The following is a 12,111-nucleotide window of genomic DNA, read 5'->3' on the forward strand; positions in this document are numbered from 1 at the left end:
ACATCGGGTTTCAGAATTTAATCCAGGTCGTCTTCAGGGCCGAATACTTGTCGAACGCATGAAGAGACAGGTCCCGGCCATATCCGGACTGCTTTACCCCGCCGAAGGGCGTGTAGGTCGACAGGGCATCGACCGTGTTGACCGATACCGTCCCCGCCACGAGCTTCTCGCTGACGTCCAGCGCACGGGACAGGTCCCGTGTCCAGACCGAGGCGGCCAGCCCGTAGACAGTGTCGTTCGCCATGCGTACGGCCTCGGCGTCGTCCTCGAAGGTCTGCACCGTGAGCACGGGGCCAAAGATCTCCTCTCGCGCCAGCGGGTCGTCGGGCGCCACATCGTCAAAGATGGTGGGCTGGACGTAGGCGTCGGAGCCCATGTGCGTGACCCGCTCGCCACCGCAGACCAGTCGCGCGGTTTGCTTGCCAGCCTCAACGAAGGACATGACACGGTCCGCGTGGGCGCGATCCACCAATGACCCCATGGTCGACGCGGGGTCCAACGGATCGCCCAGCACGACCTTGGCAGCCTGCGCGCGCATCCGGTCGATCATCTCGTCCTTGACCGAGGCGTGCACCAGCATCCGGGAGTTTGCCGAACAAACCTCACCCTGGTTATAGAAAATCCCGAAAGCCGCCATTTCCGCCGCTTGGTCAAGGTCGGCATCGGCAAAGATCAGGTTCGGGCTTTTTCCACCGGTTTCAGGCCAAACGGCCTTCATGTTGCTTTCGCCAGCGTAGCGCTGGAACATCTTGCCGACAGCGGTGGAACCGGTGAAGACAAGACAATCGACATCCGGATGACGCCCCAGCGCCTGGCCCGCGTCCTCACCAAAGCCCGTGACGACGTTCAGGACACCGTCTGGCAGACCGGCTTCGCTGGCCAGTTCTGCCAGCATCAGGGCGGACAGTGGGGACTGCTCCGCCGGTTTGAGGACGACGGAGTTGCCGGTGGCAAGGGCAGGGGCCAGTTTCCAGGTCGCCATATCCAGTGGGAAATTCCACGGCACCACCGCGCCGATGACACCCAGCGGCATCCGCCGGATCATTGCCAGATCGCGGCCGCCGGTCGGGGCGATTTCGTCATAAAGCTTGTCGATCGCCTCGGCATGCCATTGGAAGAAATGCGCTGATCCGGGCGCGTCCACGGTGGAGCTGTCGGCGATCACCTTGCCCATGTCGAGCGTATCCAAAAGCGCCAGCTCGGGCACGTTCTGTCGGATCAGGGCGGCGAGGTGCAAAAGCACCTCCTTGCGCTCGGCGGGGCTCTTGCGGGACCAGCGACCATCGTCAAAGGCGCGGCGGGCCGCTGTAACCGCGCGGTCGATATCCTCTCCGCCACCGCGCGCGACGTCGGTCAGCACAGCCCCGCTCCCTGGATTTACCGTTTCAAACCGCTGACGGGTGGCCGCCGGGGTGAACTTGCCGTCGATGAATAAATCGTTGCGAAAGCGCAGAGCCGCGGCCCGTGCTTTCCAATCTTCGTATGTGAAGGTCATGGGCTATCCTTGTTATTCGTCGCCGGGCACGCCGTAGGAGGGCGCCTCACGCGGGTCCAGCGCGCGCTGCACGTAGGCCTCCATCTGCGGCTTGTAGACCTCCCAGGCGCGAGCGATGTCTGCGATGGGGCAGGCCTCGGTCCAGTCGCAGCGCAGTTCCGCCAGCGGCCAGCTCATCTTGTCCACGATCAACATGCCGGCCGAATGCACCGGTCCGGCCTCACCCCCGGCGGCCAGACCGGCCTGCATCGCCGCAATCAGCCGGTCGCCGATATGGCCGCTGGCTGACAGGTAGCCGTCAACGATGGCCTGCGGGACGCTGTCGTTGGCCAGAAGGTTGCCACCGGACGCCACATTCCGGGCCTGCGCTTCGGTCCAGATACCCAGGGAGTTGGGTCCTGAATGGATCGCGGTGCGACCCTGCGCGTCCACCGCAAGCACCTGCCGATATGCGATGAACGTGCCACGCGCCTTGATTTCTGCGATGGCTTTTGGCGCGGGCAGGCCGCTTTCCATCAGGTCCAGCGCCAGCGGTCCCAGCGTCGGGTCGGTGATATTCTGGCTGGAGACGGCGCCGACACCGGCCCGCGCATACGCACAGCGGGCGGCAACGGCAGGGGAGGAGGAGGAGATCGCGGTGCCAAACATGCCCGTCTCAGGGCAGCGGGCGACGAGGCTAAAGGTCATGCGCTTACTCCGGAATAACGGCGGTGCCGTCGATCTCGACCAGCCAATCGGGGCGGGCGAGGGCCTGCACGACAAGCCCGGTCGAGACCGGATGCACGCCTTTGATGTATTCGCCCATGGTGCGATACACTGCCTCGCGGTGGCGCACGTCCGTGATGTAGACCACCACCTTCACCAGATGCTCCATGGTGCCGCCGGCTTCCTCGATCAGTTGCTGAATGTTCTGCATGACCTTGTGGGTTTGCTCGACGGGATCGTGGCTGTCGATGTTTTTTGCGGTGTCGAGGTCCTGCGGGCACTGGCCCCGCAGCCAGACAGTCTTGCCGCCCTGCGTGACGACGGCTTGGCACAGGTCGTTGTCGAGGCTTTGCTCGGGGTAGGTCTCGCGCGTGTTGAACTTGCGAATGCGGGTATGAGTCATGGCTGTCTCCTGCCAGTCAGGCGTGTTCGGTTTCTTGCTGCGCATCGGCTGGACCTCGATAGGCGAGGTAGCCGCGCTGCTTTACAATGTGCTCGGTGATGTATCGCGCATCACACCAGACGCCCCAGATGAACGACGACCCTCGGCGCGTCTGCCACGGAAGGCCAAGAAAATAGACGCCAGGTTCGGCCGAGACGCCGCGTTGATGGTCCGGGCGGCCGTTGTCGTCCACCGCGTCGACCTGAAGCCAGCTGTAGTCTGCAACGAAGCCGGTCGCCCAGATGATCGTCGTCACGTTGGCCTTGGCCAGGTCGAGGCTGGTCAGAGGATCCTTCAGGCAGGCGGGGTCTTCCTCCATCCGGCGCGCGTCCGGCTCTTCAGGCAAATCCAGCCCATTGCGTTCGACAAAGGCGTCGGCTTCGTCCAGCAAGGAAAGGTAATTCGCGTCACCCGCAGCAATGTTGGTCACAAGGTCTGACGCAAAGCCGATGACACCAGAGTCACAAGTTTGCGTGCGCCCGACAAGGGTCATGCCGCCATGGGCCAAACGACGAAAGTCGATGGTGTGGCCACCGTTTGCACCGCTGACTGCGATGGTGGTGTGCTCGACGCCGGGGGTCGCTTCGGTGTCCCACTTGTTCAGCACACCCAGCCACCAGCAGAAATCGCGCCCGCGATAGCTGCGCGGCGGGCGATGATGCGGGCCGACCGACAAATATACTTGGCGTCCCGAGCGCATCAGTTCTTCGGCAATCTGTGTGCCTGACGACCCCGCGCCCACGACCAGCACTGCACCCTCGGCGAGTTGGCCGGGGTTGCGGTAGGCGGTGGAATGCATCTGTGTGATCCCGGGAGTCTCGGGGACCAGGTCGGGCACGATCGGTTTCTGGAATGGGCCGGTGGCCGCCACAACACATCGCGCGTCAATCTCGCCTTGCGATGTTGTCACGCGAAAGCCGGGCCGTCCTTCGTGGCGGCGCACCTCCTCGACGGTCACGCCGCAGCGGATGGGCGCATTGATCTGTCTTGCGTATTCCTCGAAATAGGCTGCCACTTCTTCCTTGCCGGGAAAGGCATCGGGGCCACTGCGGCTGAATTCCAGCCCCGGAAACCGGTCATGCCAAGCGGGACCGTTCGCCCTGAGCGAATCCCACCGTTCCGAGCGCCACCGTTCGGCGATCCTGCTGCGTTCGAGGACGATGTGCGGGATGCCAGCCTTGCCCAGATGTTCGCTCATGGCCACCCCGGCCTGACCCGCGCCAACGACAAGCACTTCGGTTGTTTCAATCGACATTCGGAACCTCCAGCGTCACGCCTCGATGGGCTGTTCCGGGAGAGTGTTGATGCAGGTGGGTTCGGAAGAAAGCACGGAAATACTGATCTTGGCTTAGGCTGAGCTTAAGTCTTATCGTTTCAGCCATACGTATTGGCCAGCCGTTCGAAGTGTGAGGGAACTCGCTTCAGTGCGTTGCCTTTCGCCGTCCTGCACACTTTTCCACACGATTTTCATAGACGCATCTGCTGTCATGCGGGGCGCGCCCCAGTGATCGTGCTCCTGCCCAATGCGTTCGAAATAAAAGGCTTTCCAATCGAACAGTAAGTGAAAATAGAACCTCGCGGGTTTCAAGGCGACTTACACCTTGCCCGAAGTAGCTCTAATGCGCTACTCGCCGTTGAAGACGAGAGGGGCGATGCCGTTCTTGAAGAGTTCGCGGCAGAGATTGGCGATATCGCGTCGCAGCTCTGGCCCGTTGCGCAGAATGTCATAGCCAGAGGCACCGGCCTCAAGCCATTGTCGTTCGGTCGTTCGGTCGTTCGGTCGTTCGGTCGTTCGGTCGTTCGGTCGTTCGGTCGTTTCTGCTCGGCTGGCTTTGGGGCTTCTCGTTAGCAAAAGGCCGAAACTCTCGCAAAGCTGTGCCGCGACATGGAACTCCAGCGTGTCGAGCCGACCCAGACCACCAGTCGCTGGGAAATGACAGTGCTGCAAAGTTTCGCGCAACAACTCGACGCGTCGGTTCCATGGTTTGCTATTTGGAGGATGACCTGAAGAATTTCTTCGACGACGAGCGGGAGAATGGCCGACCACTGTGTGCAGTTATCGGTAAGGAGCGACCCCGCCAGACACATCGATCTGCTGCAGAGATTGGAGTGTGTCCTGCTTAGGCAGGGACCTGTAGGAAACGGATTACGCTCGCTTAAATGCAGACAGGCAGTTCAACGTCGCTCGCGGCCCGCAGCGACCTTTGTTCCGACTTGCAAAAGCTGCGGTGCAGCGTAACGAAACTGTTCGGTGCGAGATGAAGCAACCCATGTGGTTGCTTCTTTGCAGTGATGGCCAAGCCGATCTTCTTGCTTAACTGATTTCGTCCACCGTTTGGGACTGTTTCGCACCTCATCAGCACCCATGCCGGGACCGGCTTTGGAGTTTTTCTGGGTACCGGTATTCGTGACCCTCCAACATCGCAAATGTGGGGCAGTCCGGTATCTTCAGCGCTTTCGCAGCGTCTGCGAAGGAGTCTCGCCGTATATGTCCCGGTAGGCCTTTGCGAAGCGTCCCATGTGGGTGAACCCGCAATCCATGGCAATGTGGGTAACCGATAGCGACGGGTCCGACGTCATCAGGTCGAGCCGCACGTTTTCCATCCGGATCGCACTCAACACTGCAACCGGAGTCCGATTGCCGCAACTCCGAAACGCGTCCTGAAGGTTCCTTGGGCTTGTGCCGACGGCGGCAGCAATGTCAGAGACAGTGATCGTGTCGGCATAATGCGCCCGCATGAAATCGATTGCCGCCCACACCAAGCGCATTAGCGACGGCGAAGATTGGACAACCGGTTGTTTTGTAGAGTCAGTCTTGGCCAGGAAGGCGCGGAAGTGCTCCCACAGCAGGGCTTCGGCTGTTGCGCCGGCCGAGCCTTTATTGAGAAGCGAATCCGGCGATGCGAGGTCGCCTACAAGGTACCGCAGGAAATCACGCAAGGGGCCAGTCGCCTTCGACGTGTTCTCGACGGCGGCAAAGTCGTTACGCCGGCAGCCGAACGCCTGACCGTCCATGGTCTCGAAGACGTTTGCCGGAACCTTGAACATGATGGCCTCGAATGGCGCGCCACCCGATCCGGCGACCTGTGTTCGGCGGCGCGACGGTCGCAGGGTAAGGCTTTCTCCGGCAACCAGCCTGATCTCGGCATTACCCGCTTCCACCTTGAGAGCGCCGACGATTGGCATCATGATGGACAGGCTGGTCGTATCCTCGGCCTCGATCATGTGCCCGCTTGACGTGATGTGATGCAGCCGAGCCCCGGAGACGGGCAGAATAGCGGTGGCGACCGAAAGCTTCGCAACTATGTCCGGCACGAGCGCAAAGTCGATCGGATCGCTTACCAAAAGCTGTCGATACCCGTCGTCGCGCGGATGGGCACTTCGCCACTCCGCCGCAGAATATCTGATGCCTGTTTCCTTGGGCAAGGCGTCCGAAAGCCTCCATACGACGTTCTTGCGCAATTTAGACAATACCACGGACGGTGCGCTGCTGCACGTCCATCGTATGAAATTGTACCGTTGCACCCTAAGACCTGAGGCAGCCGCATTTCGGATAACCCACCTCGCAATTCGGATATACACAACTTGAACGATTGGTAAGGTGACGTTTCGGGTTATAGGTTGAGTTGCTGCGAAACATGGCCGGGAATGTTCCATCATGTGCCAAAGGAAAATGGTTCCGGCGCGCCCCTTGGTCCGATGTCGAGGCGTCGCATTCAAAGGAGGCGAAGATGCGCAATCTCATCAGGGGAATTGTTGCGGTCAGTTTGGCTGGGGGCCTATTCTTCGGTTCGGCCGCACTGGCGCAGGACCCGGTCCGACGGGTGGACGTCAGCTTTGCCGCCGGAACGTCCGGAGCAAGCTACAGCGACACCATCGTCGGCTACGAATCCGTGGATTATTTCCTGAGCGCCAGCGGCGGTCAGCAGATGCGCATCGATCTGCACACGTCGAACCCGTCGAACTACTTCAACGTCTGGCCCCCCGGCGCGGAGTCCGCCATCTTTATCGGGTCAAGCTCCGGTGACCATTTCGACGGCATACTGCCACGCTCTGGCGAATATCGGGTGCAGGTGTTCCTCATGCGCAATGCGGCCCGGCGCAACGAAACCGCGAATTACACACTCGACATCGCGATCACGGGCGCAGTGGCGCCGGCGACGACAGAGCAGCCGGACTTTGCAGGGCGACGCCGGCGGGCCGGACTGGTATGTCGTGCAAGGCGTCTCCGCAGGGGACAGGCTGAACGTCCGCGCGGGCCCGTCGACGGACAAAGCGATCCTTGGGCAGGTCGGCAATGGTGTACAGTTGCGCAACCTCGGCTGCCAGGGCCGGGGGCAGGCGCGCTGGTGCCAGGTCGAAAGCCCCGATGGACGCCTGCGCGGCTGGGTCAGCGCCAGCTTCATCGCAGAGGGCGCGGCACCGAACACAGCGCAAGCGCCGCAACAGCGCCCGCCTCAGCCTGCAGGGGACGTGCCCGAACTTTTTCGCCGAACGACAGGGGAGTTCGAGATCAATTACGCGTCGGGATGCGGGATGCTTTTCAATCCCGCGGGCAAACTCATCACCGCCGGATCATCATGTACCCCGGCACAGTCGGTCCGCGCGGCAGAGGCCGTAGCCGCTTACCGCCTGGAACAGGGCCTCTGAGGTCTTTGGGGTCTTGGCCGAACATGCCGGGGAAGAACGGCCGCAACCGATCTGCCGGAAGAGATGTGATGCGCTGCGATCAGTCAACCAGACCTTCGAAGGAGAAAACAAATGAAACTGATTATGATATTCGCTCTTCCTGTGGCGCTGCTGCTTGGCGGTTGCGATACTGCCGGTACGTCTGTCGGAACCGGCGCCAACAGCACGGGCGGAACTTCATCCGGCACGATCCGGCTTCGAGATGACGGGAATTACGCCTTGGGCGTTACAACGGCGGCCGGTTTCTGCTCCGCCGTCTACCGCGCGCCAAGCCCGAACGGAACTGAACTTCAGCCACTTGTCTGCACCAGCGGCGCCGGCGGCAATGCTACGGTCCGCTACGGCAGCGACGGCACGCCGGCCAGCGCGACCTACGGTGGTGTCGACATCGGGTCGGGTACGATCACGTTCTGAACATGAAAAGGCAGGGAGCCGCGGCATGACCACCAACTCACTGACATTCAGGGCGTCCCCGCTTCTTGCCATACTGGCCGCCCTGGCCGCCGCCCCGTCGCAAGCGCAGGAGGTCGGTGCCTTCGAGCCGACGCCTTGCCCCATCCTGCTGCCCCATGACGGCGAAGTCGAAGGCGAGACCTACGATTGCGGGATCGTCGTCGTGCCAGAGAACCACGAGACCGATGGCGGGCGGACGATCGAGATCGCCGCGATGCGGCTCCGCGCCACAACGCTATCGCCTCGGTCCGACCCCGTCATCTACCTCGCGGGCGGGCCCGGCTCTTCGGGTCTGCACGAATTCGCGGCGAACCCGACCCTGTTTCAGAACATGCAGGCGATGCGACAGCGGCGGGATGTGATCGCCTTTGACCAACGCGGCACCGGGCATTCGCAGGTCTTGGCCTGCGGGCCGTTCTTTGCCGGTATCGGTGTCGTGGGCGAGATGTTCGACGAAGTGAACATCGCCGATCTGGAAGAGATCGTGGAAGGCCGCGGCGCCATGTCGTTCATCGTGGCTGTCTGCGGGATGAGCTACGCGAGTGTCGGCGTCGACCTGGGCCAATACAACTCTGTCGCCAGCGCAAAGGACATCGCGATGCTGGCCGACGCAATGGGCTACGGCGGAAGCTACAATGTCTACGGCACGAGTTACGGCACGCGGTTGGCGCAGCACGCGCTCAGGACTACGCCGCAACGGCTGCGCGCCGCGATCATGGACGGGACCGTGTCGGTGTCCGAGCCCGGGAACGCCCATACGTCTTCCAAGCTTCAGACACAGTACGACACGATCTTTGAGCTCTGCGCCGCCGACGCCTTCTGCGCCAAGCGGTTTCCCGACCTACGCGCGCGCTTTATCGCCTTGCTGGAGGAACTCTCAACCGACCCTCTTGTGCTCGACCCGCCGCTGGTCGGCAGCGATTTCTTTCGAAACGGGGGATTCGTCGTGGAAGACCGCATCGACGTGTCGTTCTTCAACCGGCTGGGCGTGTTCAACAACGGGGCCGGGCGCGGCGGAGCGGCGGCCTTTGTGCCGATGCTGATCCAGGCGCTGGAGGACAGGAACACGGATTACCTGCGCGACATCATGGGCCGCGGCACCCTGCCGGACCAACTTCAGGTCTGCGCATCGCCAGATGCGACCGATGTGTTCAAACCCGACGACAGTTTGATCGCGCCGTCCGTCAATCTGATCCTGCAATTGGCCGAAGCGTCACTGGCGACCGAAAGCGGTTCGCTCAGCGCCGACTGGCTCGGTGCGGTTGTCGGAGAGTTGAATGCACGCCTTCATGAAGGAGAAACGCAGGCAAAGGTGATCCGGGATCTCGTGGAACTCAGCCTCGTTCCGCTGCAGCCGACCGACGCCTCGGCACTTGTCGAATTTGCCGATGCACATCTCAGCCCGGGCACTGTCGTAACCGTCAATGCATTGGCCAACGCAATGGACAGGCAACAGGTGCGCGAGACCTTCTGGACGATCCAGGACATTGCCGAACGAATGAGCGGTGTCGGCGAACGGAGCGGCGTGCCCGGCGTGGCCATGGGGATGCTGAACGCGGTCAATTGCGCCGAGGATGTGGGCTTTTTCCCGCCCGAAGTCGCAGAGGAGTTCGTCGCACGGACGCCATACCCCGGCATTGGCGTGCAATCAGTCGACACCTACAGGGTCATGTACGCGGCTTGTGGATTGCTCCCCTCTCCCTTCACCCAGACCGAAATTACCGCGCCGGTGCAAAGCGATACCCCCGTGCTGATCTTTTCAGAAGGGATGGACAGCCAGACGCCTGTGACCCAGGGCGAGCTCGTGGCCGAAACGCTGCCGAACAGCATCCTGCATGTCTGGTCGTCCGAGGGCCACGTGATCGCCTCGCGCAGTCCCGATGGCTGCGCCGGTGCGATCGCTGCGGCTTTCCTCGACGATCCGATGACCCGGCCGGACGTCAGCTGCGCGCAGGACGATTATTACCGCATCCCCTTCGATGTGGCCTACGAGCTGGTCCTTGGCGACGGCGAGGATCGGGAATGACGCTTTACAGTTTCCGCTAGGCAGCTTTTTCAAGGAGAACACCACATGGAAGAAATCTTCGCGATGCTGCTGGCGCTGACGGCGCCGGAACCGGACGGGGCCTATTTCGACGCGCGCCTCGCCCAGGGGGAAGGCGCGCCGGTGGAGGTCACGAACTGCCTTGGGCCGCTGGCCACTCCCGAGATCGTCGGCGAGACCATCATCTGCGGGACGGTGACAGTGCCCGAAGACCATGACGATCCCGACAACGGGCAGACGGTGGACCTTGCCTTCGCGATATTGCGGGCGGAGACGTCCTACCCCGCTGATGATCCCTTGGTCTACCTGCACGGCGGTCCCGGCATCGGCAACCTCGATCACGGGCTGAGCTTCATGGCCGAGGCCTTTGCGCCGTTTCGTGCCACACGGGACGTGATCATTTTCGATCAGCGCGCGGCTGGGATCTCATCTGCCAGCGTGTCCTGCTATGATGAGATCACGGCTAATATTGCGGATGTCGCGGTCGAGGGTGCAATGCCGTTTGAGGCCGATGAAAATGGCAATCCCGTCGTCGCGCAATTCCTGCGCGACTGCATCGCGGAGATCGGGGCGGGCGGCACCGACCTGACGGCTTACAACACGCGGCAGAACGCGCTGGACGTGCCGACCATCCTGACCGCGATCGGCTATGACGCATGGAACCTCTATGGGATTTCCTATGGTACGAAACTGACGCTGGAAACGATGCGGGTCGCTCCTGAGGGCATCCGTTCTGTGGTGATCGACGGCGTCGCACCACCCTGGGTCCGTCTCTATGAAACGCTCGCCTTGCCGCTTGCGGAATCGATGGAGCGGCTGGTGCAGGACTGCGCGGCAGAGCCCGCCTGTGACGCGGCTTACCCTGATCTCGGCACCGTGCTGACGGATGTAATCGCACGGTCCACCGCCGGAGACATCATGTTCGATGGAGAGCAGGTCCCGCCGCAGGTCGTCATCAGTTTCTTCATCGAACGGAATAACCGTCATCACCTTGGCTCGCTCACGCCCTACATCCCGGCGATGATCTATGAACTCTCGCGCGGCGAAGACGGACCGACCATCGACATGGTGGTCAATGACTGGAACTGGTCCGTGCCGCCGACCGATGCCGTCGCCGTGATGGCTGCGCGCAAGGACGACCTGACCGAGCAGCAGGCGCAGTTGCTGCGGCTCGCGCTCGGGGATGCGGAGATCATCGGCAAGGCCACCGACGCGCTTGGCATCGCTGTGGCCGACCTTCGCCGACAACTCCATCGCGACCGCGCGCTTGGGCCCATGCCCGGCCTGTTCGACGCAGAGCTTTCGGCGGCTCTTCCAGAGACGGTCACGACCAGCGACGCCGCGCGGGCAGCGCTACAGGACTACGCCGCTCTACGCCTTGGTGCGCGCACGCGCGACCGCCTCTCGGATTTCGTGCAGACGCATTTCGAAGGCCCACACCTGTCGCGCCTTCTCTCGCTTCTCGAGGCCATGACAGAGGATGAGATCGCGGCGGTCTTTGATTATGCGGCCACGACGGTCCGGTCTCGTACGCTCGACTTCCAGGAAAACTGGATCGACCTGTTGCTTTACGCCTGCCAGGAGGACGTGCCCTACAACACGTACGACGGCTACCAGAAGGTCACCGCTGAACAACCCTATGATGTGTCGTCCTATTTTAATGATGCCGGGATGGGCGTTTTCATGGTCTGTGAAGCCTTTGAAAATGTCGAACGGGACAATTGGCACGAGGTCGTCGAAAGCGACATTCCGACGGTCTCCATCGGATCGGGCTGGGATACGCAGACGGCGGCCAGCTGGGCCGAGGAAGCGACTCGCGGCCTGACCAACGCGCAGCATTTCTTCATTGCCGAAGCCGGGCACGGTGCGCTTGCCTACGCCGATTGCGTCGGCGACATGACGGCGGCTTTCTTCAACGATCCGACGCGGGTGCTGGACGATTCCTGCGTCAAGGCAACAGCCGTGCCGCCTTTTTACATTGCGCCTTGGGTCGAGGAGACAGACGCGAACTAGCGAGAAGCGGCTTTTAAGAAGGTCGCAAAAGGGTTGCGATACAATGCGCCAGTTCGCGTCAGCGTGATGCCTGGCGACATCGTCCAGATGACACCCATGGTCTGCTCGTCGGCTTGGGCTAAGGCTGTCGTCAACTTCTGTGCGCGCCGACGGTCCATTGATGGAGCTTTGTTGCGCAAATTGAGGCCTGAACGCACTTCCCCAATCCCCGGACAGACTTATCCTGCGGCCTCGGTGATAGGTATGCCAAGAGCGGTGTAGCGGTTGAGC

At 61.9% G+C, this 12,111-nt stretch carries 10 protein-coding genes; 4 read left to right on the forward strand and 6 right to left on the reverse strand.

Annotated features, from left to right (window positions below; genetic code table 11):
* Nucleotides 1-10 precede the first annotated feature (10 nt).
* The 6 genes from GGQ68_RS03320 to GGQ68_RS24815 all read right to left on the reverse strand — a co-directional run bounded on the left by GGQ68_RS03320 (nucleotide 11) and on the right by GGQ68_RS24815 (nucleotide 5,867).
* The gene (locus tag GGQ68_RS03320; protein WP_183962964.1) at nucleotides 11-1,495 is read right to left on the reverse strand and encodes an aldehyde dehydrogenase; all 1,485 of its coding nucleotides are present in this window, start codon (nucleotides 1,493-1,495) and stop codon (nucleotides 11-13) included.
* A 12-nt stretch (nucleotides 1,496-1,507) separates the two neighbouring features.
* Nucleotides 1,508-2,182 (reverse strand): DUF1028 domain-containing protein, encoded by a 675-nt coding sequence (locus GGQ68_RS03325; protein WP_183962965.1) that lies wholly within the window; start codon nucleotides 2,180-2,182, stop codon nucleotides 1,508-1,510.
* A gap of 4 nt (nucleotides 2,183-2,186) precedes the next feature.
* A complete protein-coding gene (locus tag GGQ68_RS03330) occupies nucleotides 2,187-2,603 on the reverse strand; it encodes a RidA family protein (RefSeq protein WP_183962966.1) in 417 nt (138 codons plus the stop codon).
* A 16-nt stretch (nucleotides 2,604-2,619) separates the two neighbouring features.
* A complete protein-coding gene (locus GGQ68_RS03335) occupies nucleotides 2,620-3,897 on the reverse strand; it encodes a flavin-containing monooxygenase (protein WP_183962967.1) in 1,278 nt (425 codons plus the stop codon).
* 369 nt (nucleotides 3,898-4,266) lie between these two features.
* Nucleotides 4,267-4,602 (reverse strand): hypothetical protein, encoded by a 336-nt coding sequence (locus GGQ68_RS03340; protein WP_183962968.1) that lies wholly within the window; start codon nucleotides 4,600-4,602, stop codon nucleotides 4,267-4,269.
* Between the two features lie 488 nt (nucleotides 4,603-5,090).
* Entirely contained in the window at nucleotides 5,091-5,867 is a 777-nt protein-coding gene (locus GGQ68_RS24815; protein WP_183962969.1) for an AraC family transcriptional regulator, read from the reverse strand.
* A gap of 954 nt (nucleotides 5,868-6,821) precedes the next feature.
* Between GGQ68_RS24815 and GGQ68_RS03350 the strand changes: the two genes are divergently transcribed.
* The 4 genes from GGQ68_RS03350 (at nucleotide 6,822) to GGQ68_RS03365 (ending at nucleotide 11,841) form a co-directional block, all read left to right on the forward strand.
* The gene (locus GGQ68_RS03350; RefSeq protein ID WP_183962970.1) at nucleotides 6,822-7,292 is read left to right on the forward strand and encodes an SH3 domain-containing protein; all 471 of its coding nucleotides are present in this window, start codon (nucleotides 6,822-6,824) and stop codon (nucleotides 7,290-7,292) included.
* Between the two features lie 111 nt (nucleotides 7,293-7,403).
* Nucleotides 7,404-7,745, forward strand: coding sequence for a hypothetical protein (locus tag GGQ68_RS03355; protein ID WP_183962971.1), 342 nt, complete (start codon nucleotides 7,404-7,406; stop codon nucleotides 7,743-7,745).
* A 25-nt stretch (nucleotides 7,746-7,770) separates the two neighbouring features.
* A complete protein-coding gene (locus GGQ68_RS03360; RefSeq protein ID WP_183962972.1) occupies nucleotides 7,771-9,810 on the forward strand; it encodes an alpha/beta fold hydrolase in 2,040 nt (679 codons plus the stop codon).
* 45 nt (nucleotides 9,811-9,855) lie between these two features.
* Complete coding sequence (locus tag GGQ68_RS03365; protein ID WP_183962973.1) at nucleotides 9,856-11,841, forward strand: alpha/beta fold hydrolase; 1,986 nt, start codon at nucleotides 9,856-9,858, stop codon at nucleotides 11,839-11,841.
* Nucleotides 11,842-12,111 lie beyond the last annotated feature (270 nt).

It is taken from the genome of Sagittula marina (genome assembly GCF_014196795.1).
GTDB lineage: Bacteria > Pseudomonadota > Alphaproteobacteria > Rhodobacterales > Rhodobacteraceae > Sagittula > Sagittula marina.

Bases quoted from the DNA above. Each gene is read 5' to 3' on its own strand.
- GGQ68_RS03320 (WP_183962964.1), bottom strand. From the start codon at position 1,495: ATGACCTTCACATACGAAGATTGGAAAGCACGGGCCGCGGCTCTGCGC.
- GGQ68_RS03325 (WP_183962965.1), bottom strand. From the start codon at position 2,182: ATGACCTTTAGCCTCGTCGCCCGCTGCCCTGAGACGGGCATGTTTGGC.
- GGQ68_RS03330 (WP_183962966.1), bottom strand. From the start codon at position 2,603: ATGACTCATACCCGCATTCGCAAGTTCAACACGCGCGAGACCTACCCC.
- GGQ68_RS03335 (WP_183962967.1), bottom strand. From the start codon at position 3,897: ATGTCGATTGAAACAACCGAAGTGCTTGTCGTTGGCGCGGGTCAGGCC.
- GGQ68_RS24815 (WP_183962969.1), bottom strand. From the start codon at position 5,867: ATGATCGAGGCCGAGGATACGACCAGCCTGTCCATCATGATGCCAATC.
- GGQ68_RS03355 (WP_183962971.1), top strand. From the start codon at position 7,404: ATGAAACTGATTATGATATTCGCTCTTCCTGTGGCGCTGCTGCTTGGC.
- GGQ68_RS03360 (WP_183962972.1), top strand. From the start codon at position 7,771: ATGACCACCAACTCACTGACATTCAGGGCGTCCCCGCTTCTTGCCATA.
- GGQ68_RS03365 (WP_183962973.1), top strand. From the start codon at position 9,856: ATGGAAGAAATCTTCGCGATGCTGCTGGCGCTGACGGCGCCGGAACCG.